This is a genomic window from Bifidobacterium callimiconis, assembly GCF_003952005.1.
Taxonomy (GTDB): domain Bacteria; phylum Actinomycetota; class Actinomycetes; order Actinomycetales; family Bifidobacteriaceae; genus Galliscardovia; species Galliscardovia callimiconis.
The window spans coordinates 1-23929 of the sequence record NZ_QXGJ01000018.1; the positions used below are offsets into that span (position 1 = coordinate 1).

Here is a 23929-nt window from a genome sequence, read left to right on the forward strand (position 1 = left end):
AAACCCGACCACAATCACAGCCCCTCTCGAGGCACTCCAAAAACAGGAGCCATGGCCGGACTGGCAATCAAAACTTAGTAGTACAAAACACGCTCTTGAGTTCTCAAACCACCACCACACAGGCAAGCGACCCAGGCCTCAACCTGAACCATCCGTGCCGGGCAGCAAGAGATAAACATACACAAGAACCCACCGGCCCGCAACCCGGGCACAGCAAAACGGAGCGAAACCGTTGAAAACACAAGCTTCGCTCGGCGTGTCGCAAAAGCATGAAATCACGTCTATCTCTAGTCTAGGCAGGAATATTTCCCCGAAACACCGCTACGGAAGAACCGTCATTCCCCCGCCGTTACCCCGACAACCCTCGTTCACCCCCGGTTCAACAACCAGATCGCAGCGGTACCAACAGGCAAACGATTAAGACGGACACAATACGGCCGATTATGCAAGACGACGGCAGGCCGGATGAACCGGTGCCGTCGTCAAACAGTCCAGACGTCCCGAACGATCGAAACGATCAAAAAACATTGCGCGCACGAATGCGCTCCCACATGGGGACGGTCAGGACTGGAAGCCCTTATACACTTCAGAGGCCCAGGCCATGAATGGATCGTCATCGCCGATCGGCTGATACTCGACATCGGTATGGAGCTCGTGAGTCTTCGGATCAAAGGTGATACGCAGCTCGGTCGGAGCGTCCACATGATAGCGATCGCAGACTCTACGGTATTCGTCCATCAACGACTGTCCTGATGCGAAGAACCTGCGGCGAGTATCCGACGGCATGGTCTTCATCATGTCGCCGGACGCGACGAGTGCATTACCGGTCCGGTAGAAACAATCCCACTTCGATTGACCGTTCTTCACCATGGCGTGCACATACACGGTCTGGATCCGGCCGTCGTCTATGGCGGCACGGTCGGGCAGGGACTCGGCAAGATAGGCCATCTGCATCTGCAGGCGGCCGGTCTCCTGCTCGAACGGAGTCGGTCCGCTCCATGACGTTCCGCCGTTCGGCTGAGGCGCGAATGGGACGGCACCCGTCGGCACTTGGGAAGCCATGTTGATGGACTGGCCAGCCGTCGGCGTCATTGTCTGTTGCCGTTCCTGTTGCTCTTCCTCACGCGCCTTGCGCATGTTGTACAGCAGCTGCAGCACCCAGGTGACGGCAAGCACCACATCGAAGACAATGCCGAGCAGAACGCTGCCGTATTCCATCGCCGTGTAGAAGGGTGCGATGACGCCGACGATGACGCAAATCGGCAGCATCACCCATGTACGGCGCAGCTTACCCTTGTAGTTCATGTTCCAGTAGATAAGAGACTTATCCTTTTTGCCCGCCATCGCGCTTCCCCATCTTCCCGTCAATCGGTCCGGTACGTTCAGCATACGTTGCGGATATGGGGATATTTCAGGTTCCCGACACCTGTTCATTCGTCGTTCATTATTCGTACAGTCCGGGCACAGTCCGAGCGTCCTGGCCGATAACTCCGTAGTCCGGCCCACAGTTTGGCATCTTTTGATATTTGCGATGACGGAGCCGGCCGTCGGCGGAAAACAAAAAAGGTCCGAGTCGTTCGACCCGGACCTTGTCCGTGGAGCTAAGGGGATTCGAACCCCTGACCCCCTCCATGCCATGGAGATGCGCTACCAGCTGCGCCATAGCCCCGTATTGAGTTATTGCAATCGCGATCGGAACCGCGACTCGTGGGTGATGTAGGAATCGAACCTACGACCCCTTCCGTGTGAAGGAAGTGCGCTAGCCGCTGCGCCAATCACCCGACGCGAGCGGACAACGGGACTCGAACCCGCGGTCTCGACCTTGGCAAGGTCGCGCTTTACCAACTAAGCTATGTCCGCATGTCACCTTGAAAGGCAACAAAAAGAGAACTTACACCGTCCTCGGTACATACGTCTACAACACGACGCGTCTCGTTACATTTTCTACACAATTAATGGGAAAAACGGCATCGTCAAATAGAACCCCGATAACGGGCACGACTTGCATGCCGGACGGAAACGATCGTCAACACCAAGTCGGCACTACACTGCTTTTCGAGGGCGAAAGGCCGGCACATCCACCGTGCGGGACAGACGATGGCGTTCCACATGAAACGTCGGAGTCTCATACCGATGCATGTCGACCGTAGATCCCACCAATATCCGCTCCCCCATGACGCATTAAGGAGTCATCATGTCCACTGCAGTACTGCTATTCCATCCGAATTACGAAGCTTCCAAGGTCAACCGTCGTCTGCTCGACGAACTCGCCAAGCAGAACCCGGTAGGCGTGGACGTGCGTGACGAGTATGCGCTGTATCCGGATTTCAAGATCGACGTCGAGGCCGAGCACGCCTTCATCGAACAGCACGATCACATCGTGCTGCAGTTCCCGTTCTACTGGTACAGCTCTCCCGCACTGCTCAAGCAGTGGGAGGATGCCATTCTGACGCCGGGCTGGGCGTACGCGGGTGGCAATGCGCTCGACAGCAAGACGCTGCAGCTGGCCGTGTCGACCGGCTCGCCGGCATCGCGCTACCAGACGGACGGCGAGTACAAGCACACCATGAGCGAACTGCTCAGCCCGTTCGAGCTCATGGCGTTCCGCGTGGATCTGACGTGGCGTGAGCCGTTCCTGGTGCAGAACACGTCGGCGATCACCGACGAGGAGCTGGATCAGGCGGCGAAGGAGTATGTGAAGGCGATCGCGGAGTAGTAGGAAATCGCGGCTTTGCGGAGTTTGAGCCCTCCCGGGGTTTGAGCCCCCCCCCTCTGCGAGAAACGGCTCAGGCAAGGGCATCACGCGGAATCCGAGTCTTCCGGAGTCTGAACCCTCCCTCAGTCAGCCGTTGGCTGACAGCTCCCTCCCTCGGAGGGAGCACATAGGGGGGGGGCAGCTCCTGCTCAACTTTGTCGGTCTGCCCAAGCGGGAACATGCAAAAGTGGCAGCCTCATCACCTATGCCGCTTGCTCCCTCCGGGGAGGGAGCTGGCACGCGGAGCGTGACTGAGGGAGGGACCGCGCAGTAAGCAATTAGGCGGCGATCCTCATAATCGCAATCGATAATCAACATGCTATTGGGGTCGGTATTGGCGGACGAGTCGCTGGCCGGCCTCATACAGGGATCGACGCAGACTCTGCGGGGAGAGAATCGTCACATCGCCGCTTGCCGAATACTGCAGCGTCCACCACATCATGGACAGTTCCGGACACTGGACCACGACTTTATACATGGGATTGCCGTCATCGTCGCGCTGCCCGGAATCACTGACGTCAGGAGCGTCGAACCACTCATACACCGTTCCCAGCATGCCGCGCCTCACCGCCATTGTGATGGGTACCGCCTTGCCCGTGATGAAATACGGACGCTGACGCACATATTCGACCGGGTCAAGCACATCGTTCGGATCCGAAGGCTCGTCATCGCCGCGTAACGTACCGTCGGCACGCCATCGATCGAGCGTATGCGTCACCGGAGTCTTGGCCGGGTCCAACACCCGCAGTTCACGAATACGATCGGCGGTGAAGCAGATCAGATTCTCGTCGTGCGGCGCGGTGTCGGCATGATGCTTGTGATGCAGATAGCCGACCAGATAATACCGGCCGGTCTTGTACACCAAACGATACGGATCGACCGTATACCAGTGGATGTTGCCGTCACGCCACCGGCGCGGCTCCAGCACACCGCCGAGCGTGTAGTCGCAGTATTGGAACCGTACCGCACGGCCATCCGGGAACTGCGACGCCGGCTCGTCCGGCGACTGCGCGACCCTCCCCTCGTGAATGGCCCGGTCGATCCCCTCGATGGTATGGAGAAAATCGCTGTTGTAATGCTCGAACGCATCGATATGACTGGCCTCGCGCGGACGGCCTTCACGCCCACCCGACAGTGCCGCGATCTTGTTTTCAAGATCTCCCAACGCGTCCTCGCTCAACCGGGACAGCATAAGACTGTCGGCAAGCAGGCGCATTTCGGATGCGCTCAGATACGGTTCCATATACCAGCCCGGCTGGGGATCGGCGCAACGGGCGCGCAATTCGGGCAGCGACGAGGCGTCGATACGGCCCACCGCGCGGCCGAGGACCGGATTGTCCTTCAGCCAGTACAATTGCTCACGCACCGTGCGATTGGACGGAGCCTTGTAGTCGTCGTCCCCTTGTTCTCGATGACGTTCCTCAAGACGTTCGACGATCTCGTTGGCGGTCAGGCCATGGGCATCGTCGGTCTCGCGCCATAACAGTTCGAAGATCTCGACGATCGCATTCTTGGAATATGCAGCCATATCTGCGATGGTACGCGTGAATCATATGAGTCGGCAGTATTTCGCCACCTTTGAATTTCACGACGACAATGAAATCATCCAAGCCGCGAACGACGTCGGTGGGACAATGGCAGAAGAAGGAGCGAAAGAACATGACGGCGACAGCTGCAACGGACGCAGCGGCGCCAAGCCACATAATGAGCCACACACGGAACGTCTGTAAGCGGCCCTGAAGATGAAGCAATAACGGAAGAAAGGAACGGGAAAATCATGACCAACATCACGACAGCGAGCGCGACGGACACCGATACCGCACTGGATCTGCATACGGACGAGGTGACGCCGCAGAACGATTTCGACGATCCGGATCTGCCGGATTTCTTTGATGGCGGCGGCAACGACACCACCTGTCAGTGGGATGACGGGTTCTGCACCGAACTGTGCGACGGCTACATTCTGGAGTATTGCAACGATCCGAATTGCAAGTACGACCACACGTCGAAGTACTGTCTGCGGCACTACATCATCAATCTTGGTCTGAAGTTGGATCATCTCAGGACGTGCCCCGGTATGCGGAAGGCGCGCACGCGTGAGGAGATCAAGCATGTGGCGCTTGAGCATGCGGCCAGTTTTGGTCGGTTCGAGCAGGACCAGGCCGACGGGGAACGCGGTGATTCGGCGCATGATCCAAGTGCGCCGAGTTTGGATGAGCTTGCCGGCGAGATGTCGGACGCCGATCTGGATGCGGAGTTGAAGAAGATCGGCGGGCAGGTCTATCGCGGCAGCTACGACGATCTGCGCATGACTCCCGCGACTACGGCGGAGGATCTACAGCAGTGGCTGGATGGACTGGAGCTCGGCCATGGTGTGTTTCACGTGAAACACTTCACGAAGTTCGACGGCTTCTCCATGGAACTCATGGAAGTACATTGGGATAAGGAGCACGACAAGGAGGGGCGGTTCAACTTCTACAATCCGGACGACGGCGCGGTTGCGTGGGATCCGGAGTTCGCGCGCGGATTCGAGAGGCGTGGATTCATGAATCCCAAGCTGTGGACGCTGTGGGATGGAGAGACCGGCGCCATCAAGTATCAGTACTCCACGGATTCCTATGCGGAGAGCGTGCTGGCCAAGCGTGGGCTGCTCACCGACGATCCGACCAAGGGCGTGCCCGGCGTGTTCGCGATCGTGGAGGAGCGTACAGATACCGTGCTGCCGGTGACCACGGGATCGTACATCCAGTACAAGGCCACGTTCGACGGCGACGACACCGTGCTGTGGGCGTGCGACGACGCCGGATTCCGCGAGAGGATCCGCCCGTACATCGAGTACTACGACGAAGATCGTCCGCTGGATGTGCCGAAGGCGAAGGCCAAGGCGGCGGAGCTGGAGAGGAAGCTGCATCGGGTGATCGATGAGGGCGTGAGGCCGGAGGAGCTGTAGGGGCGAGGATGGATTGAGGAGGAGCGCCTTGACTCTGACTAGGGATGTCTGAGGGTTGGAGGAGTTGAGGCTCCTCCCCTCAGTCGGCTTCGCCGACAGCTCCCCTCCAGTGAGGAGGGGAGCTGGAACCATGTAGACCTAGTCGGCTTCGCCGACGGCTCCCCTCCGGTGAGGAGAGGAGCCACAGCTATGCAGGCTGGCTTTGCAATGGCTTTCCGCCTTTGGGTGGAGCACGATGCGGTCTGGGCGTCGATCACGGAGCGTGGGTTAACTCAGCGAGCTATCGGCGGATTGGGGAAGATGGCGGCGAGCGCCGACGCGGGCCCGAGTCCGAGTCCGCGTGGCCGGACCGTGGTTGGCACTGGGGACGTAGGCCACGGAGGCGGCGATGTGGCGCAGGGAGAGTTCACGTCCCTGCTGTGCGATGGTGCCGTGCCAGGTGGGCAGGAAATCGGCGTCGGTCTTCTGAATCGTGGTCATGATGATCCTTTCGATATGGATGAATAATGCTGTCCTCGTCGATATCGTCGGCGTTCATGTTCGGCCTTTCTCGGCGAGTGATTTCATTACACCGGATCATCCATGGGAACGACTTCGGCGGAACTCAAGACGAGGTCATGATCGTCCGGGCAACGACGCATTGTCACCTGAACGAATCCTGAACGCGTGTCGATCCTGCAAAAATCAAGGAAAACCGGGAATACGACAAACGACATATCACTGATATGTCATACGGATCACCGACGTGAATCAGATGGTCATTCGACATCCATAACCCGACGATCGGTCATCATGTGTGCGATTCCGACCCGCCGGTCTCGAGCTAGAGTAGGGACGGCGGCGATACATGCGCAGCGCTGAATACTACGTGCGCAACACGGAACGGAAGTGGCGATGGGGAACATCATTGACTACGTGCGCGAGGAGACGCGTGGATTCGACGAGCGTCCGTTCGGCGACGTGGACGCGCTGGTACTCGCCTCCGTCGCTTATCAGAAGCTTCCACCGTCCGCGCCGCGTCTCAGCGAGCAGACGGAACGATACGGCACGTTCTGGAAACGACTGAAAGCGTTCTGGCGCGTACCGTTCGAAGGGCCCACGCTGAGCGAGGTCGCCGTCGAACTCACCAAGCCGGACGGCGAATTCACCATTCGCGAGGGGCACACCGGACTGGGCGATCCGGAACTCGACGAGCAGCTGTTCGAGGCGCTGGTGGACAGTCCGCGGTTCGGCGATATCCGTGTGGGCGCGTACGAGGAACGGTTCAGCGAGGCGGAGCAGACACAGTTCGCCGCCGAAACCATGCTGCTGCCGGACAGGGCCGGCACGATCGTGGTGGCGTTCCGCGGCACCGACGACTCGTTCGCCGGGTGGAAGGAAGACTTCAACATGTCGTTCCAATACCCGGTGCCGGCGCAGGAGTCCGCCATGAAATACACGACCGCCATCGCCGGACTGTGGCGACGCGGATTCGGGCACATGATGAGCCGGATCTTCGGCCAAGGGAACGGACAGAAATTTGGGCAGGAACATCCGCTGATCCTCACCGGCCACTCCAAGGGCGGCAACGTGGCGGTATACGCGGCAATGAATGCGGACGAGAAGATCCGCAAACGCATCACACGCGCATACTCGCTCGACGGGCCGGGCTTCCCGTCCGACGTGGTGAACAGTGCCGAATACGCGGCGGTGACGCCCAAGGTGGAGAAGATCGTACCGGATTCGTCGATCGTCGGCATGATTCTCGAGACGCCGGAGCCGTGCACGGTGGTGGTCTCAGATCAGAAGGGCATCATGCAGCATCTGACGTACTCGTGGCAGCTCAACGACCGGTGGGAGTTCGAGCGGCTGCCGCATGTGTCGTCGAGTTCGCAGTACTTCAACACGCAGCTCAACGCGTGGCTGTCCGGGCTCACCGTGGAGCAGCGCGAGCACGCGGTGGATGCGCTGTTCTCGCTGCTCGGCGCGAGCGGGTCCGACAGTCTGTCCGGCATGATGAAGACCATGCCCCGCGCGATACCGGACATCATCAACTCGTACGTGGGACTGTCGGACGAGGACCGGCGCAATCTGCGCTACGTGTTCAACCTGTTGCTCAAGACCTCGTTGGCGCGCGGGAAGTAGGTTAATTCGCGGAGGATGGGACGCCGGTCATATCGCTGGTCATGGTGTGCAGGGGGTCGGTGAGGCATTCGACGTAGTCGCGATAGGCGGGCGTGGCGGGGTCCACGGAGTTCAGGCGGGACTGTCCGGAATCCTGATCGCGCTGGTATTGCTCGTATGAATAGTCCTGATCGACAAGCTTGTAGTCCTTGTAGCACTGAAGTCGGTACGGGTCCAGATCCACGCCATCGGGATTGCGCACGGCATCCAGATAGGAGGTCCGCAGCGCTTCGTATCCGTTGCCGTACATGCATTCGTCGCTGACTGCATTGTCATCGGCGACGGTGCCGTGCGGATCGGTGACCAGTCCTCCATCCAAGCCGAACCAGTAGTCCCTGTTCGCGGTCATGCCGTGGCCGGCGAAACAGTCGACGGCGCGCTGCTCGGCGGCGTTCATCTCATCGGCGGTGATGTTGCCGTCGGTGGTCACGGAGTCGACATAGGCCTTGTCGATATTCGGTGTCGACGTTACGGATTCCTCCAGCAGTTGTCTGGCGTGGGCGCCCAGCGTGGCGTCCTCCGTGTACGACATGTACGCGGTCTGCAGGTCTGTGCCGTTGAGGTGTTCCCAGGCGACGTTGGTGGATTTGGCAGCGACTCCCTGTTGGGAGCTCGTTGTGGATTGTGAGGATTCGCCGGCAGACGAAGCGGGCGACGCAGCCGATCCTGCTCCGGAATTGCCGCATCCGGCGAGCGGCATCATGAGCATGATCGCTGCGGCCAGTCCGATCGCGGCGCGAATCGATGATGATAGGCGTGACATTGCAGTGCCCCTTTACTGCGTTTTACGCGTTGTTGCGCGTTATTGACGGTCCGCGTCATTGCGAAGATATCGGGATGGATTCAAGGAGGAACAACCGGCTGCCGTGATGGCAGGAGAACTATGACTTCAGCTTACTCCGAATTCTCGGGGGGAGGGGGGGCAAGGTGCGGGAGGGGCTGATTTTCGGACGTTGAACGGTATGTGGGGATGGGGCTGTGAGACTCCCCTCAGTCTGCTTCGCAGACAGCTCGTCCTGCAATAACGGAGGCCGTACCGGCCCGCATACATTTGCTCGCCTGTCGGCTCGCCTGAGTCCTAAAAACGCCCCCGGCGTTTTCTTCACGGACTCAGCCTCAGAGAGGGGAGCCGGATTCCCTAGTGCTGTTCGCGGCAGGTTTGGCCTAGGCCTCGGGAGAGGGTGATCGGGTCGAGCAGGGCGTCAAGGCGGTCGGCGGGCAGGTCGGTGCGTTCGGCGGCGATGTCGCGGACGGTGCGGCCGGATTCCGACGCTTCCTTGGCGATGTCCACCGCATGCTCGTAGCCGATGTCGGCATTCAACGAGGCGGCGATCGACGGCGACGACTCGGCGTGACGACGGCCAACGGTCACATTCACCGTGATGTCGTCCACGCAACGGCGTCGGAACATGCCCATCGCACGGGTGAGCAGGGAGATGCCGTCGAGCAGCGAATGAATGATCACCGGATCGAACGCGTTAAGCTGCAGCTGGCCCTCGCCAGCCGCCCAGTTCACGGTCGTGTCCATACCGAAGATCACAAAACAACACTGATCCACACACTCGGGAATCACCGGGTTCACCTTACCGGGCATGATGCTCGAACCGGCCTGGCGCGCAGGCACGGTCAGCTCGTTAAGACCGGCGTGCGGGCCGGAGTTGAGCAGACGCAGATCATCGGCGGCCTTCTTCAGATGGACGGCAAGGTTCTTCAACGCCGCACTCACCGACACGTATACGCTCATATCGGTCACCGCGGCCACCGGATCGGGCGCGGCGGTGATCGGCAAACCGGTCACCTGCGCAAGATGACGGGTGGCGGACTCGCGAAAACGAAGATCGGCGCAGATGCCCGTACCGATGGCGGTGGCACCGAGATTGAGCACGGCCAAGCGAGGCACCAGAGCCTCGATCGCCGCGACGTCGGACTTGAGGAAACTCGCGAACGCGTGGAACTCCTGACCGAACGTCATCGGCACGGCGTCCTGCAGCTGCGTGCGTCCGATCGTCACGTCGTTGATATGACGGTCGGCGAGCGCGTGGAACGATCGGGACAGCTTCTTGGCGGACTGGGCGAGCGGGCCGAGCATGTCGATCAGCGCGATCTTGCATGCGGCCGGGTATGTGTCGTTCGTGGACTGGGATTTGTTGACGTCGTCGTTGGGATGGATGTACGTGTATTCGCCGCGATGGTGGCCGGACAGTTCGAGTGCGCGGTTGGCGATGACCTCGTTCATGTTCATGTTGAGCGAGGTGCCGGCGCCGCCCTGCATGACGTCGATCGGGAACTGGTCGAGGAAGCGGCCGCCTTCGATCTCCATGCACGCCTGACGGATTGCGCCGGCCTTGACGCCGGAGAGCAGGCCGAGCTCCTCATTGGCGGAGGCGCATGCTTTCTTCACGGTGGCGTAGGCCTGGATGAGCTGCGGATGTTCGGCGTCGGCGCGGCCGGATACGGGGAAGTTGCGGATGGCGCGTTCGGTGTGGATGCCCCAGTAGGCGCGCTCGGGAACCTGCAGTTCGCCGATGCAGTCGTGTTCGACGCGGGTGGCCTCCGTGCGGTGCGTGGTGTGCTTGCTACCGGTTGCATGTCGTGCCATGACGTCCTCCATCCTTGACTGCGTGCAAAAGCATATCGTTTCCATCATGGCGATTTCGGATGCGAAACGCCACCTTTACCGCTCTTAGCGGATTCATGGGGGTGGTGGGGGAAAAGGTAGGGAGGTGGTTGCGCGGGGCACCTCATCCGTCACGCTTTGCGCGACACCTTCTGCAAGAATGGACGACCTACGGTCGACAGCTCATCCTGCGCACCTGCCGGCGCGCCTTCGCCTGGAAACAGTCCACCGGACTGTTTCCTTTACGGCTCAGCCTAAGGGGAAGGAGAAACGGGAAATAAAAAGGCCTCCGGGGTCCGGTGCAATGAATCCGGACTCCGGAGGCTCTGCGGCCGCGCGCCGAGAAGAGGACGGGCGACCGCTTGCAAAGTCGATCAGGTCTGATGACCTAAGGCATCGGTTGTGATGTCGAGATCAGATGCAGCCGTCAGCCTTCGATGGCGATGGTGTGCTTCTGCTCAACGGCGGGCTGGGCGTCCTGCTTCGGCAGGGTCAGGGTCAGCGTGCCGTTCTCGAACTTGGCGTGGATGTCGGATTCCTTCATATCCTCGCCCACGTAGAAGCTACGAGAGCAGGAACCGTAGTAGCGCTCGCGACGCAGCCACTTGCCTTCGTCGGCGTTCTGGGACTGGCAGGTCTCGGAATCGGCGTGCTCGGACTTGGCGTCACCACCGTTAGCGTTGGAATCGTTGGCGCAGTTACCGGAATCGCAGCCGTTGTGGGCGGACACGGTCAGGTAGCCGTCCTTCAGTTCGACGTTGATCTGGTCCTTGGTGAAGCCGGGCATGTCGATGTCCACCTTGTAGGAATCGCCCATGTCGCGCACATCGGTGTTCATCATGTTCGTCGTCATCATGCCGTTCATGCCACCCATCGGCGTCATGTCGGAGCCGGACGGACGAGCGTTGCGATCGCCGCGCCACGAAGCGAAGAACGGATCATCGAACAGATCGGAGAACATCATGTCATTCATCAGAGCCGGAAACATTGCCATAATCGGTACTCCTAACATCACGGAGGAAAAGCGGCTTTGGCTTCAGTCCACATGGACTGTTTTCGTTGGCCGTTTCCGGAACCCTTCCCGGGCTCCCACCTTTTGCCTTGCATCTTCTGGTATAGGCGGGTTTGTCTTGGATGCAAGCAATGTTTACTCACGGTGAAAAAGTTGAGTCACATCGGCTCAAGTTTTATAAATCGACCCACTACGGATCGATGACCAAACGTAACCGAATACGCCGGTTCGAGTACGATCCGCCATCGGCAACGACCAGAACGTACGCGAACGGCCTCCTTCGGATACGTTGCGTTGTGCGTACGGAACGAAACGTACTCGGAGGAGGCCGTAGATAGGAATCGGGGGAATCTGGCAGATCGGGCGAGCTGACCGGCGGTCGCTGACCGAACCCGACGGCCGTCAGTCACTCGACAAAATCGGTGATTACTCGACGAAATGGGTGATGAAATTGCTGACGGTGGGCTCGCGCTGCTCGGTGACGATGGCGGGGTCGGCGGCGTGTCCGAGCGTCATGGCGGAGACGGGGATGTAGCCCTCGTCCACGCCGAGTTCGGCGAACAGTTCGGGATGCGACTGCAGGGCCTTGACCACGCCCAGGATGTAGCCGCTGCCCAGACCCAGATCAGTGGCGGCGAGCGCCATATTCTCGATGATGCCGGCCGCGTTGCAGTAGGCGGTGCCGCGCTCGAGGCCGCTCTCCTCGCCGGAGATGAGGATCAGCACCGGGGCCTTGTAGGTGGGGCCGGTGCCCATGCGACCGGCGTTGGGGCCGGCGAGCGCGTCGATCTTGTCGATGACGCTGCGGTCGGTGATGACGGAGAATTCGACAGCCTCGTAGTCGTGCATGCCGATCGGGGCTGCGTTGGCGGCTTCGAGAATGGTCTGGATTTGTTCGCGGCTCACCGGTTCGTCGGTGAATTCGCGACAGGTCTTGCGTGTGTGGATCGTCTGCATGATGTTCATCATTTGCCTCCTTGACGGGACAGTCCTGCGACAGCATCGTCGCCTGTGTTCCATTGTAGAAGGGGTGGGCGGGATTTTTAGGGAGGGTTGACGGAGGGTGATTTGGGTGTGATTGGACGGCTGGCCCTCCCCTCAGTCTGCTTCGCAGACAGCTCCCCTCCGGTGGGGAGGGGAGCCGGAGTTGCACTAGAGGGTGAGGTGGGTCCAGCGGGAGGCGCACATGGTGGCGGCGACGGGCGTGGAACGAAGTGTGGCGGCGGAATCCGCGGCGAGGGGGTTGCGGTCGAGGAGAACCAGATCGGCGGGGGCGCCCGCCTGCGGGGCGATGCCGTGGCCGAACGTGGACGAGGCGAGCGCGGTACGTGCGTCAAGCCGCTGTTCGGGCTGGTAGGCGTCGCGATCATTGTCGGTGCGGTATACGGCGGCGGCCATGGCCACCCACGGGTCGAGTACGGCGACGGGCGCGTCGGAGCCGAAGCGCAGCGGCACGCCGGCGTCGTGCAGCGTGCGGTACGGGAACGGGATGGCGTCCATGCCCGCCCAGTATCGGGACACGACGTCGCGGTCGTCGACGGCATGTTGCGGCTGCACGCTCGCCGTCAATCCGAGCTCGACGAATCGTTTGACGTCATCCGGCCGCAGCTGCTGCGCGTGTTCGATGGCGCCGCGCGCTCCCGTACTGGCGAACGCGTCGAGGACCACGGCATTGGCGGCATCGCCGATCGCATGGCACGCCACGTCGAAACCGTTGTCCTTTGCAACGGTCATGTAATGCTCGATCTGTTCGGGACTGTAGCTGAGCACGCCGTGCGTTTCGGGCATGATGTTCGAATACGGCTGGCTGCAGTAGGCGGATCGCGTGTTCAGCGAGCCGTCGGAGATGAGTTTCAACGTGGTGGCGTGCGCCAGACCGTGGCTGCCGGGAATTTCCGCTCCGCCGCGCCAGCCGTCAGCCACGGCCTGTTCGATACGCTCCGGGTAGATGCCGGCGCGTACGCGCAGCAGGTCAAGTCCGACAGCGAATCGTGCCGTCCACTGGCCGATCGTGTCGGCCATTTCGTAGTCGCAGATGCCGACGACGCCCTTGCCGGCGGCGTCGCGTTCGGCTGCGCGGATCAGACGCAGCTGTTCGGCGCCGTTCGCATCGTCAAGACGGCAGTAGGCGTCGAACCATTCGAGCTCGCCGACCAGACCGCTCTCCCCCACATGCACGCCAAGCTTGCGCGCGGCGGCGGAATTCACCCACCCGCAGTGCATGTCGGCGCTGGACAGGGCTACGGGCTGGTCGCCGGAGACCGCGTCGATGGCGGCAAGCGTAGGCTGTTCGGAATCCGACCACAGCGAATGACGGAACCGCATGCCGACCACGAACGCGTTGGAATTCAAGCCCTCCGGGGACCTGCGACGGGTATCGAGATAATCGCGCAGCATGGCCATCGCCTCGCTCGCGCTCGTAGCGGCCAGCAGATCGAGACGGCCGAACGTGGCCGACCATTGCGTGAAATGCGTGTGGCCGTCCCACAGTCCGGGGATGATCCAGCGACCGTCGGCGTCGACGATTTCATCGGGAACGGGAAGATCGGGGTGATTGGCGCGACCGGTCCGATCGTCGGCCGGTGTGACGGCGGCGACGACGTTGTTCGCGACGGTCACGGTTACGGGTCGATCGTTCTCGACGAGACGGGCGTTGTCGATACGGATGACGGGAGTGGAGTTCGGATTCGACTGATTCGACGGCGTGCCGGGATTGCTGAGCGTGGTCATGGTCATCATGATGGCACGCATTACGGGGAATGTGGGCGGAAGTGGCCGGTATGCAGATATGGGAGGGGCACGAATACGGCGCGTCGGCGGAATCACCTCATCCGTCCGCCTTCGGCGGCCACCTTCTGCAAGAATGGACGACCTACGGTCGACATCTCATCCTGCGCGTCTACCGACGCGCCTTCGCCTAGAAACAGTCCACTGGACTATTTCCTTCACGGCTCAGCCTAAGGGGAAGGAAAAATAAATCTGGCGTTCATCCTGCACGTCTATCGACGCGCCTTCGCCTAGAAACAGCCCACTGGGCTGTTTCCTTTACGGCTCAGCCTAAGGGGAAGGAAGGGGGAAGAAAGGTGTCTTCACGAGGCGCACAGATTCTATCCGTACGATGGGTAACGATCATCAATCACTGAGTGTGATCACACTAACGAATTCTCGGAACATCCTGGAAAGCATGGCAATCTGATGCGATCGTAGTGTGATCACACTAGGGATACGCGACGCCTGGGCATCCGGCGCAGGCACGGCGACAACGACACAGGAGGCACAGTGCAGGAACTGATCGACGATCCCATGATCTGGCTACGGGCGAACTCAGGAAAGATCTTCCTGCTCGTCATCGTACTGATCGTCGCGACCGTGGCGGACAAGGCGATATCCAAAGCCATGCGCATCGCACTCGACAAGACCGAAATCCCCAGCGCATCGATCTTCGTGAACATCGTACGCGTGGTCATCTGGGTGGCTGCGGCCAGCTTCGTACTGCAACCCGTATTCGGCATCAACCCCACCACGCTGATGACCGCGCTGGGCGTCGGCGGTATCGCCATCTCCTTCGGCCTCAAGGACACCATCGCTAACGTGATCGGCGGATTCGGCCTCATGCTCAGCAAGGTCGTGCAGCCCGGCGATCTGGTCACCATCAACGGCATCACCGGACTCGTGGAGGACGTGACCTGGCGACACACCGTGGTCAAGGAACGTACCGGCAACACCATGTGGATCCCCAACTCCGTACTCAACACGGCCGCACTCGAAAAGATGACCGAATCCACCGAAGGCATGACCACGATCGCGTTCACCGCACGCGGCGAGGAGGGTGTGGACACCAACGCCATGGCGCAGCGCATCGTGGACGCCGTCGAGGCCGCCACCGGCGACATCGCACTACCCGGAAACCCGCCCATCGTAAAGTTCAACGGTTTTACTCCGTACGGCATCGAAGGCAAGGTGCTGCTGTTCACCAAGCCCGACGTGCTGCTGTCGACCATGCAGGACCGTGCCACGCGGGCGCTCGCGGGCGAAGGGTTCCTGGTGCAGAACGCGGCGCCTGAGGAGTAGAACAGTGCGAAGGCATCGGTACTGATGCCGAAAACCGTAGTGGAGACGGCAAAAGGAGGACATATGGGTAGGATTCGCAGGGCCGTGATCGCGGATATTCCGGATCTGGATCGGCTGCTGTTTCAGGTGGCGGCCGTGCATCACGAAGGCCGACCGGATCTGTTCAAACCGAATGCGAAGAAGTACTCGGACGATGAACTGACCGAGATCATCGCGGATGACGAACGGCCGATCTTCGTGTATGAAGATGATGCGGATGCCGGGGACGGTACGCACGAGGATGCGGCGAGTGACAGAACGATTGGCGGGACGATTGGCGAGCCGACCGACGGATCGTCCGACAGATCCGGTCGTGTGATCGGCTATGCGTTCTGCGTGTTCCAGCGCCATCCGGGCAGTCATGTGCTCACTGACATCACTACGCTGTACATCGACGATCTATGCGTGGACGAGAACGCGCGTGGCAAGCATGTGGGCAGCGCACTGTATCGTCACGTGCTTGATTTCGCGCGCGAGCAGGGCTGCTACAACGTGACGCTCAACGTGTGGAGCTGCAATCCGAGTGCGATGGCGTTCTACGAGCACTGCGGGCTCAAGCCGCAGAAGGTGGGCATGGAGACGATTCTGTAGGGCTACTGCCAGAGGCCGGCGATGGGCGTGTTGCAGTCGGGGCAGCGGCCGATGCCGTCGGCGTCGACGCGCACGCGGTTCTCCAGGATGCGATACCAGTCGCGGCGTATGAGCGCGGCACGGCACTCGGGATTCGGACACAGTGTGGTGTCGCCTTCGATGTCGTGCACATTGCCGGTGTACACGTATCGCAGCCCCTCCCCCATCGCGATGCGGCGGGCGCGGGTCAGCGTCTCCGGCGGCGTCGGCGGCACGTCGAGCATGCGCCACGCCGGATGGAATGCGGAGAAATGCAACGGCACGTCCGGCCCGCAATGCTCACGGATCCACGCGCATTCGGCGTGCAGCTGCGCATCGTCGTCGTTGAGTCCGGGAATGAGCAGCGTGGTCAGCTCGACCCACACGTGATCACCGGACGGCGTGCGCGCCTCGTTGACCGCGTAGTCGATCGTGTCGAGCACGTCCTGCAGGTGCGTGCCGGTGACCTTGCGGTAGAAGTCCTCCGTGAAGCCCTTGAGATCGATGTTCGCCGCGTCCATCGCGCCATAGAATTCCGGCCGCGCGCAGGCGCTCATGTATCCGGCGGTCACGGCGATCGGGTGGATGCCGCGCGCACGGCAAGCGCGGGCTGTGTCTATCGCGTACTCGGCGAACACGATCGGATCGTTGTATGTGAACGCCACGGATTCCACGCCGTAATCGCCGGCCACGTCGGCGATCTTGTCGGGCGGCGCCTCCACACCCAGTCGATCCCAGTCGCGCGCCTTGGAGATGTCCCAGTTCTGGCAGAACCGGCAGCCGGAGTTACATCCGGCGGTGCCGAAGCTCAGCACGCGTGAGCCGGGGAGGAAGTGGTTGAGCGGCTTCTTCTCCACCGGATCGATCGCGAAGCCGGAACTGCGGCCGTACGTGTCGCATACGATGCGCCCGCCGTGATTCGATCGTACAAAGCAGAATCCGCGCTGCCCGTCGGCCAGACGACATCCGCGCGGACACAGATCGCACTGCACGCGTCCGTCCGGCAACGCGTGCTGCCAGCGCGGCGCAGCGTCGTGCCCGGCGTCGGTCTGGTCATGCGCATCATATGCAACGGTCGTCTGGTCGATCATGATCGGTCACTCCTTGTAGGCGGTGACGGAGTAGCGGTGGCATTGGATGCGGGAGCCGGTCCACGTGGTGGTGGATGGCAATCCGGATTTGGCGAGCAGGTGGGAGACGAAATCATGCGGGTCGGGCAGATCGTCCCATACCTGCGGCAGGAACGTGGCGCGGTGGCCGCGGCCGTCGTTGATGATCAGGCCGTCCTCGCCTGGACGCAGTTCGGATTCCAGTTCGTCACGACTGGTGGCACGCATCGGTTCGGGCTTGCCGAGCACCGACACCTCCACGTCGAGCAACGGGTATTCGGATGCGGTGATCGGACGGAATCGCGGGTCACGGCTGGCGGCGTCAATGGCATGGTCCGCGATGTCACGGCCGAGTGGACGATACGCCTCCAGCGTGCCGATGCATCCGCGCAGACGTCCGCCTTCGGTGAGCGTGACGAAGCTGGCGCCGGGTTCCCTCAGCCAGTCATGTTCGTCGACGATGGTCTGCGGATCGACGTCGTCGGGATCCTCGATGCCGAGGTAGCGTCGCAGGGACAGTCGGGCGAGCGCGATGGCGGTACGGGCGCGATCGGCATTGTCCGTACGACCGGTGCCCGAGCCGGCATTATCGGAATCGGCGTGGTCCGAGGAATCGGCACGACTCGCGGAATCGTCGTCGTTTGCAATGCCGGAACCGTGCGCGCCTGCCGTCGCGGAATTTATTACATGATTCAACGAATGGGATGACGACTGCGATGCCGACGAGGTTCCGGTGTCGGACACGGTCTGCCAGACGGCGAACGACGCATAGCCGACCACCGGCTCGTTCGGATCGAGTGGCACTGGGCGGCGGGCAAGCACGGCGGTATCCGACGGATTCAGGAGGGCGTGGGACAACGCCACCTCGCCGTCGTCGCCGGACGTGCAGCAGCCTAAGAAACGCAGATCAAGATTGAACGACGGCGACGACGGTGCCTGCGCGGACGTTGATACGGACTGGCCGACTGCCGTATGCACGCCGCGACGACACACGTCAAGCAGACCGTTGACGGGATAGGCGCCGCACGCGTAATTCGGGTGAATCGGTTCGTCAAGCGCCACGATACGGTCGATAGTTCGATCATCGAACGCACGCGCCACTTCATTGGGATGATAGTGCGACAGGTCGGAGCTGATCACGATCACCGTCTCCGGACCGCCCCATAGGGCGCGCAGCACATCACCCACTTCAGCGGGACTCGCGTCACCGGCGTTGAGCGGCACGATCTGTAGGTCAGGGCCGAGCACGGTCTGCAGGAACGGGATCTGCACCTCCACGGCGTGTTCGCGCGCGTGCGTGGGCTCGTTGACGAGCAGTGCTGGCGCGGGCGAGTCGTCGGTCGCACGCATGTCGTTGCGCCAAGCGGATGGTTCGGTTTCAGCCGCGGATAATCCGAGTGCTCGAGCTTCGGACGTCACGTCGATCGACACCGTACCCAGCGGCGTGGCGAACGCGGTGGCGCGGCACATGGCCACGCCGCGAACCGCCACACGATGCGTGGGACCGACGATCACGGCGCGTCTGATCGTGCCGCGGCCACGCTCCAGCAGCGCGTAGGCAAGCGCCGCCGTGGTGCCGGAATACACGTAGCCGGCATGCGGCACGATCACGGCCTTGGGAGCGCCCTGCGGAAGGGCGTGGACGGGAAGAGACTTGAGCAGCGTGCGCGCGTGATCGAGCTGACGGTCGATCATCGCACGCAGTTCACGCGGATCGGCGGGATAGAATGCGCCGGCGACCGCCGCGCGACGAATACGTTCAGTGGGGTTTGTCATGATTACCACCTCTGTACGTCATCGTAGTCGGGTGGCGGGGAATTGTAAGGACGGACGAAGGCGGTGGGGTTGGAGCCCTCCCCTCAGTCCGCCGTACGGCGGACAGCTCGTCCTGCAAGAACGGACGACCTTGCGGTCGCGTTATCTCTGCTCGCCTGTCGGCTCGCCTGGGCCCTACAAACGCCGCTGGCGTTTGCTTTACGGGCCCAGCCTCCCTAGGAGGGGAGCCGAAATATGGAGACTAGCGGAGGATGCCTTCGATGAGTTCGGTGATGAGAGCGGAGTAGCCCACGCCGGTGGCCTCCCATGCCTTGGGGTACATGGAGATGGAGGTGAAGCCGGGCATGGTGTTGATCTCGTTGACCATCACGCCGCCGTCCGGGGTCACGAACGAATCGACGCGGCTCAGGCCCATACCGTCCACGGCCACGAACGCCTTGGCGGCGGTCTGGCGCACGCGTTCGAGCGTCTCCTTGGGCAGGTTGGCCGGCACTTCCACGTGGGAGGCACTGGAATCCATGTACTTGCTGTCGAAGTCGTAGAAGGAGTCCTCGTCGGTGGCGCGGGAGTCGAGCACGATCTCTCCAGGCCAGCTCACGCGCGGCTGCTCGCCGGCCTTGGGAGCCAGCACGGCGCACTCAATTTCACGACCGTCGATGCCCTGCTCGACCAGCACACGCCAGTCGTGCTTGGAGGCTTCGAACACGGCAGCGGCCAGTTCGGCGGCGTCGTCCTCATGCTCCACCTTGGTCACACCGAAGCTGGAGCCGGCGCGGGACGGCTTGACGAACAGCGGGTACTGCAGACCAGCGGCCTGCACCTGGGCGAGGATGTCCGCACCGTTGGCGGCGAACTCGGAAGCCTTGTCGTAGGAGCGGGCGTCGAGCGTGATGCCGGGAGCCACGGGAATGCCGGCTGCGGCAAGCAGCACCTTGGTGTAGTGCTTGTCCATGCAGGCGGCGGACGCGAGCACGCCACAGCCGACGTACGGCACGTTCATCATCTCGAGCAGGCCCTGAACGGTGCCGTCCTCGCCGAACGGTCCATGCAGCACGGGGAATACGGCGTCCACGTGGCCGAAGGATTCCAGAGAATCGCCGGTCTTGGCGAAGAAGCCGTCCTGACCGAGGGCGATGTCGAGCACGACCTCGCGGGAGCCCTCCACGGCCTTGACCTCGGGCAGCGTGCCGTTGCTGAGGTTCCAGCCGCGCGGGTCCTCGCCGTCGACGATCCAGGAGCCGTCCTTGGTGATGCCCACCGGAATCGGCTCGAAACGCTCGGTATCGATCGCGTTGAGCACGCTCGCCGCGGAAATGCAGGAAATCGGATGTTCGTCGGCCTTGCCGCCGTACAGCACAACGATGCGCTTCTTACTCATAGTCCCTTTTATCCTCCGAAACTCGGACCGTCGATAACGGTAGCTAGCGTACTCCGCGGCGGGGTCTTACTCGCCGGTGATTTCGGTGCCGAACAGTTCGGCGAGCATCTGCGCGCAGGAGATGCCGTTCTCGAGCACGTGGGCCATGGCGGCGGCGAGCGGGGTGGGCACGCCGTAACGGTCGCCGAGCTCGACGACCACCGCGGTGGTGGGCACGCCTTCGGCCACGCCGTCACTGGCTGCGGTGGCCTCCTCGACGCTCATGCCCTTGCCCAGGTTCGAGCCGAACGTGTAGTTGCGGGACAGCGGGGATCCGCAGGTGGCGATGAGATCGCCCACGCCGGCCAGACCGGAGAAGGTCTTCGGGTCGGCGCCGCACGCCTTGCCGAGCGCGGTGAGTTCGGCGAGGCCGCGGGTCTCGATCATGGCGGCGGTATTCTCGCCGTAACCGGCGCCACGGGCCATGCCCACGGCGAGCGCGACCACGTTCTTTAGGGAGCCGCACAGTTCGAGACCGATCACGTCGGTGGAGGTGAACGGGTGGAAGTAGTGGGTGGAGCAGGCCTGTGCCACGCGGGCGGCGGCGTACGGGTTCACGGAGGCGACCACGGTGGCGCTGGGCTCGCGGGCGGCGATCTCCTTGCTCAGGTTCGGTCCGGAGACGGCCACGAAGCGGTTTTCGGGCAGGCCGAGCGTTTCGCGCACGACCTCGTCCATACGCTTGCCGGTGCCGCGTTCGATGCCCTTCATGAGGGAGACGACGATCGCCTCGTGCGGGATGAGCCCCTTGAATTCGACGAGGGCCTTGCGGGCGGCCTGTGCTGCGATGGCGACGACGATGATCTCCGCGTTCTTGACGGCTTCTGCGCGGTCGCCGGTGGCGGTGATGTTGTCGGGCAGACGGTCGATGCTGGGCAGACGGTACGAGTTGCGCTGGTTGTCGCGAATGTCGGCGACGATCTCCGGCTCGATGGCCCACATCGTCACCGTGTTGCCCGCGTCGGCGAGCACCTGGCCGAAGGTGGTGCCCCATGCGCCCGAACCCAATACCGTTACGTTGGTCATATGTCTGCTCCTTACGAGATCGGCTGCCCGGCTGTCTGCGGGCTTCCATGACTCCTGCGGCAATCGCATCGACGCGATGCCGCCCATGCACTCAGACCATACTAGTGACCCACGGTGATCTCCCGCCATGTTTTCAGTGCCTTGCACGGGGATGTGTTGATGTCCGTTGCGGTTTTGACGGATCTGGGAGTCGGAACGAACTGGATCTGGGTGGATAACAAAAAAGCCTCGGATGAAACCGAGGCTTGCTGGCTCCTGCGACTGGGCTTGAACCAGTGACCGTCCGATTAACAGTCGGATGCTCTGCCAACTGAGCTACGCAGGAATATGTTGGTTAGAAAAAACCTCATCCAAAGATGAGGTTTATTTCCGTGCCCCCTCAGGGACTCGAACCCTGGACACGCGGATTAAGAGTCCGCTGCTCTAACCAACTGAGCTAAAGGGGCGTTGCTGTTGTTGTCTGTGTTCCTTGCAACGAGTGATAAATATACTCGGATCTCAGCGCGATGCAAGTCACGGCGTGTCGCAAGTAATTGCAACGATTTTGAAGAAGCGGGATTTTGGGCGTGAGGGTGGTTTGGAGGCGGATTTGACGGGATTTTGGGTGGTCAGAGGCGGGGCATCGGCGTGTCGCGGAGGGTGGGGAGGGAGTGGATTGGGTTGGAGCTGAGACACGAAGAGGCCGCAACCGGGTGGGTTGCGGCCTCTGGGCTGGTCATCGGGCGTGTGCGTCGCTACGCGCACGTCGCGGAATCATGGGATCAGACGATCTTGGGCATGGGGGTGGTGAGGGACTTGGTGAGGTTCACCTGCACCACGCCGGAGCCGGCACGCACTTCGACCTTCTTCAGGGTCACGGTGCGTTCCTCGGCGGGAGCGGTGTCGTCGTCGGTCATGGTGGCCGGGGACTTCACCGCGCACACGGCGAAGTCGTTGAGGTCACGGCCAACGCCGGCCACGAGCTCGCGGGCCTCGGCCAGCGACTCCTCGAATCCGGGCTTGAACACCACGCGCTCGGCCGGCACGCCGTACGCGTTCGCGGCGATCCAACGCACGGTATCGACCACGTCCTCGCCCTTGTGGCTGGCCTGAGCGCCCGGCACGCCGGAGGACTCCAGCGCGGTGACGAAGTCGTCGAGCTGGTCGGTCAGGCCGTCGCCGCCGTCACGGAACAGGTTGCCGATGATCGGGCTGCGGAAGTTCAGCTCGGCGGCGGTCTCACGCAGGGCCGGAACCTGATCGTCCTCGCCCTCCCACAGGTTGATCAGCGGGAACGTCGGAATGCCAAGCTTCTCCAGACGGTTCACGTGGAACGGGTAACGCCACTGACGATCGGGATCGTCACGCCAGGTGGTGGCACGCGTCACCACAAGCGCAGCGGACGGCCACTGGGCGCCGTACTCGCGGGAGGCGATGTCCAGCCACTTCTGCGCGCCGGCGTCGGCACCGTAACCGGCCTCGACGATCACTACGTCGTGGCGGGCGCAGGCCATCTCCACGGACACGAGCGTCGGAATGCCGACGGACACGTTCGCGAACGGACCGCCGTGCACGTACACCGGGGAGCCGTTCACGGTCTCGGTGAGCGCCGGCTTGACGGCGTCGGTCAGAATGTTCGTAATGCGCCACATGTCGGTCAGATCGGCAAACGTGACCGGCTTGCCCTCGAGCGTGCCGGCGATCATCTTGCCCACGCGCTCGGAGATCTCGTCCATGGAACGGGAGAACACGACGATCTGCATGAGCTCGCAGGTGGGCGTGAGCACCATCTTCTCCGCCACGTTACCCTTGCCGTAATCCACGGCGATGGAACGCAGGGAACGGGACGGCACCTCGGAGACGCGCGGCACGAGCACGGTGTCGAGCTTGCCCTCATCCACGGCCTTCTCGGCGAAGGAGACGAGCAGGTTCTGGGCCGCCTCGATGGCGCCCATCTCGCCGCACAGACCCCAGTCGATGATCTCCGGGTGGGTCAGGGAGGCCTTGCCGCCGCCGGACGCACCGCCCTTGGAACCGGCGGCGGTGATGCCCATGCTCGGCTGACGCAGCACGGCGGTGGCATCGATGCCGCGCTTACGCAGGGCGTCGATCAGCGCGATCGTGGTGGTGGTCTTGCCCTCGCCGCGGCTGGCCTTGAGCGGGGTGTCGGCGGTGACCAGCACCACCTTGCCGTGCTTGCGCGGGGCGTCGGGGTTGTTCTTCAGGTAGTCGAGGTACCCGAACGCGTCGATCTTCTTCACGATGCCGTACTGGCTGACGAAATCATCGAAGATGGCCATGTTTCTCCTCTTGCGATTGATTGCTGGTGATTGCTTGCGATTGCAATGTCTTTAAGGGTACAACACCGATTGTTGCGGGGAGGGGCGGGGTCTCACGGTGGGGGTT

18 protein-coding genes and 5 tRNA genes are annotated in these 23929 nt (G+C 62.0%); 5 read left to right on the top strand and 18 right to left on the bottom strand.

What is annotated here, in order from left to right; genetic code table 11:
• Positions 1 to 561: 561 nt before the first annotated feature.
• The 4 genes from D2E23_RS10845 to D2E23_RS10860 form a co-directional block, all read right to left on the bottom strand.
• Entirely contained in the window at positions 562 to 1344 is a 783-nt protein-coding gene (locus D2E23_RS10845; protein ID WP_126030920.1) for a hypothetical protein, read from the bottom strand.
• Between the two features lie 252 nt (positions 1345 to 1596).
• Positions 1597 to 1669 (bottom strand) — tRNA-Ala (locus tag D2E23_RS10850).
• A gap of 39 nt (positions 1670 to 1708) precedes the next feature.
• A tRNA-Val gene (locus D2E23_RS10855) sits at positions 1709 to 1781 on the bottom strand.
• 6 nt (positions 1782 to 1787) lie between these two features.
• A tRNA-Gly gene (locus D2E23_RS10860) sits at positions 1788 to 1860 on the bottom strand.
• Between the two features lie 334 nt (positions 1861 to 2194).
• Between D2E23_RS10860 and D2E23_RS10865 the strand changes: the two genes are divergently transcribed.
• Positions 2195 to 2716, top strand: coding sequence for an NAD(P)H-dependent oxidoreductase (locus tag D2E23_RS10865; RefSeq protein WP_126030921.1), 522 nt, complete (start codon positions 2195 to 2197; stop codon positions 2714 to 2716).
• A 358-nt stretch (positions 2717 to 3074) separates the two neighbouring features.
• Here the strand turns inward: D2E23_RS10865 and D2E23_RS10870 are convergent, their stop codons facing one another.
• Entirely contained in the window at positions 3075 to 4283 is a 1209-nt protein-coding gene (locus D2E23_RS10870; protein ID WP_126030922.1) for a helix-turn-helix transcriptional regulator, read from the bottom strand.
• A gap of 249 nt (positions 4284 to 4532) precedes the next feature.
• Between D2E23_RS10870 and D2E23_RS10875 the strand changes: the two genes are divergently transcribed.
• Entirely contained in the window at positions 4533 to 5705 is a 1173-nt protein-coding gene (locus D2E23_RS10875; protein WP_126030923.1) for a hypothetical protein, read from the top strand.
• Positions 5706 to 5972: 267 nt separating this feature from the next.
• On the opposite strand, the gene D2E23_RS10880 is transcribed toward D2E23_RS10875, so the two are convergent.
• Entirely contained in the window at positions 5973 to 6185 is a 213-nt protein-coding gene (locus D2E23_RS10880) for a hypothetical protein (RefSeq protein ID WP_126030924.1), read from the bottom strand.
• 414 nt (positions 6186 to 6599) lie between these two features.
• Here D2E23_RS10880 and D2E23_RS10885 point away from each other — a divergent pair, with 414 nt between their 5' ends.
• On the top strand, positions 6600 to 7829 hold the full coding sequence (locus D2E23_RS10885; protein ID WP_126030925.1) for a DUF2974 domain-containing protein: 1230 nt from the start codon (positions 6600 to 6602) through the stop codon (positions 7827 to 7829).
• A 1-nt stretch (position 7830) separates the two neighbouring features.
• On the opposite strand, the gene D2E23_RS10890 is transcribed toward D2E23_RS10885, so the two are convergent.
• The 5 genes from D2E23_RS10890 to D2E23_RS10910 all read right to left on the bottom strand — a co-directional run bounded on the left by D2E23_RS10890 (position 7831) and on the right by D2E23_RS10910 (position 14227).
• Entirely contained in the window at positions 7831 to 8631 is an 801-nt protein-coding gene (locus D2E23_RS10890) for a hypothetical protein (protein ID WP_126030926.1), read from the bottom strand.
• Positions 8632 to 9006: 375 nt separating this feature from the next.
• Positions 9007 to 10467, bottom strand: a complete 1461-nt coding sequence (locus D2E23_RS10895) for an aspartate ammonia-lyase (RefSeq protein WP_126030927.1) — start codon at positions 10465 to 10467, stop codon at positions 9007 to 9009.
• 445 nt (positions 10468 to 10912) lie between these two features.
• Positions 10913 to 11479 (bottom strand): Hsp20/alpha crystallin family protein, encoded by a 567-nt coding sequence (locus tag D2E23_RS10900; RefSeq protein WP_126030928.1) that lies wholly within the window; start codon positions 11477 to 11479, stop codon positions 10913 to 10915.
• A gap of 444 nt (positions 11480 to 11923) precedes the next feature.
• Positions 11924 to 12466 carry a nitroreductase family protein gene (locus D2E23_RS10905; protein ID WP_164520799.1) on the bottom strand — a complete coding sequence of 181 codons (543 nt, stop codon included), beginning with the start codon at positions 12464 to 12466 and terminating at the stop codon, positions 11924 to 11926.
• Positions 12467 to 12649: 183 nt separating this feature from the next.
• Positions 12650 to 14227: an amidohydrolase gene (locus D2E23_RS10910; protein ID WP_126030936.1), complete on the bottom strand. Its 1578-nt coding sequence runs from the start codon at positions 14225 to 14227 to the stop codon at positions 12650 to 12652.
• Between the two features lie 549 nt (positions 14228 to 14776).
• Between D2E23_RS10910 and D2E23_RS10915 the strand changes: the two genes are divergently transcribed.
• Together D2E23_RS10915 and D2E23_RS10920 are read left to right on the top strand one after the other, a co-directional pair.
• Positions 14777 to 15568: a mechanosensitive ion channel family protein gene (locus D2E23_RS10915; RefSeq protein ID WP_420829307.1), complete on the top strand. Its 792-nt coding sequence runs from the start codon at positions 14777 to 14779 to the stop codon at positions 15566 to 15568.
• A 63-nt stretch (positions 15569 to 15631) separates the two neighbouring features.
• The gene (locus D2E23_RS10920; RefSeq protein WP_126030930.1) at positions 15632 to 16198 is read left to right on the top strand and encodes a GNAT family N-acetyltransferase; all 567 of its coding nucleotides are present in this window, start codon (positions 15632 to 15634) and stop codon (positions 16196 to 16198) included.
• A gap of 2 nt (positions 16199 to 16200) precedes the next feature.
• On the opposite strand, the gene amrS is transcribed toward D2E23_RS10920, so the two are convergent.
• The 7 genes from amrS to D2E23_RS10955 all read right to left on the bottom strand — a co-directional run bounded on the left by amrS (position 16201) and on the right by D2E23_RS10955 (position 23823).
• Complete coding sequence (gene amrS / locus D2E23_RS10925; RefSeq protein WP_126030931.1) at positions 16201 to 17307, bottom strand: AmmeMemoRadiSam system radical SAM enzyme; 1107 nt, start codon at positions 17305 to 17307, stop codon at positions 16201 to 16203.
• Between the two features lie 6 nt (positions 17308 to 17313).
• Positions 17314 to 19101, bottom strand: coding sequence for an AmmeMemoRadiSam system protein B (gene amrB, locus D2E23_RS10930; protein ID WP_126030932.1), 1788 nt, complete (start codon positions 19099 to 19101; stop codon positions 17314 to 17316).
• A gap of 241 nt (positions 19102 to 19342) precedes the next feature.
• Positions 19343 to 20479 (bottom strand): D-alanine--D-alanine ligase family protein, encoded by a 1137-nt coding sequence (locus D2E23_RS10935; RefSeq protein ID WP_126030933.1) that lies wholly within the window; start codon positions 20477 to 20479, stop codon positions 19343 to 19345.
• Positions 20480 to 20545: 66 nt separating this feature from the next.
• Positions 20546 to 21544: an NAD(P)H-dependent glycerol-3-phosphate dehydrogenase gene (locus tag D2E23_RS10940; protein WP_126030934.1), complete on the bottom strand. Its 999-nt coding sequence runs from the start codon at positions 21542 to 21544 to the stop codon at positions 20546 to 20548.
• Positions 21545 to 21793: 249 nt separating this feature from the next.
• Positions 21794 to 21869, bottom strand: a tRNA-Asn gene (locus D2E23_RS10945).
• A 47-nt stretch (positions 21870 to 21916) separates the two neighbouring features.
• Positions 21917 to 21990, bottom strand: a tRNA-Lys gene (locus tag D2E23_RS10950).
• A 315-nt stretch (positions 21991 to 22305) separates the two neighbouring features.
• Complete coding sequence (locus D2E23_RS10955) at positions 22306 to 23823, bottom strand: formate--tetrahydrofolate ligase (protein WP_126030935.1); 1518 nt, start codon at positions 23821 to 23823, stop codon at positions 22306 to 22308.
• Positions 23824 to 23929: the final 106 nt, after the last annotated feature.

Coding starts and splice junctions, on each gene's coding strand:
- D2E23_RS10920 (WP_126030930.1), top strand. CDS start 15,632: ATGGGTAGGATTCGCAGGGCCGTGATCGCGGATATTCCGGATCTGGAT.
- D2E23_RS10845 (WP_126030920.1), bottom strand. CDS start 1,344: ATGGCGGGCAAAAAGGATAAGTCTCTTATCTACTGGAACATGAACTAC.
- amrB (WP_126030932.1), bottom strand. CDS start 19,101: ATGACAAACCCCACTGAACGTATTCGTCGCGCGGCGGTCGCCGGCGCA.
- D2E23_RS10885 (WP_126030925.1), top strand. CDS start 6,600: ATGGGGAACATCATTGACTACGTGCGCGAGGAGACGCGTGGATTCGAC.
- D2E23_RS10865 (WP_126030921.1), top strand. CDS start 2,195: ATGTCCACTGCAGTACTGCTATTCCATCCGAATTACGAAGCTTCCAAG.
- D2E23_RS10955 (WP_126030935.1), bottom strand. CDS start 23,823: ATGGCCATCTTCGATGATTTCGTCAGCCAGTACGGCATCGTGAAGAAG.
- D2E23_RS10935 (WP_126030933.1), bottom strand. CDS start 20,479: ATGAGTAAGAAGCGCATCGTTGTGCTGTACGGCGGCAAGGCCGACGAA.
- D2E23_RS10910 (WP_126030936.1), bottom strand. CDS start 14,227: ATGACCACGCTCAGCAATCCCGGCACGCCGTCGAATCAGTCGAATCCG.
- D2E23_RS10880 (WP_126030924.1), bottom strand. CDS start 6,185: ATGACCACGATTCAGAAGACCGACGCCGATTTCCTGCCCACCTGGCAC.
- D2E23_RS10875 (WP_126030923.1), top strand. CDS start 4,533: ATGACCAACATCACGACAGCGAGCGCGACGGACACCGATACCGCACTG.
- D2E23_RS10895 (WP_126030927.1), bottom strand. CDS start 10,467: ATGGCACGACATGCAACCGGTAGCAAGCACACCACGCACCGCACGGAG.
- D2E23_RS10890 (WP_126030926.1), bottom strand. CDS start 8,631: ATGTCACGCCTATCATCATCGATTCGCGCCGCGATCGGACTGGCCGCA.
- D2E23_RS10900 (WP_126030928.1), bottom strand. CDS start 11,479: ATGGCAATGTTTCCGGCTCTGATGAATGACATGATGTTCTCCGATCTG.
- D2E23_RS10905 (WP_164520799.1), bottom strand. CDS start 12,466: ATGATGAACATCATGCAGACGATCCACACACGCAAGACCTGTCGCGAA.
- D2E23_RS10940 (WP_126030934.1), bottom strand. CDS start 21,544: ATGACCAACGTAACGGTATTGGGTTCGGGCGCATGGGGCACCACCTTC.
- amrS (WP_126030931.1), bottom strand. CDS start 17,307: ATGATCGACCAGACGACCGTTGCATATGATGCGCATGACCAGACCGAC.
- D2E23_RS10870 (WP_126030922.1), bottom strand. CDS start 4,283: ATGGCTGCATATTCCAAGAATGCGATCGTCGAGATCTTCGAACTGTTA.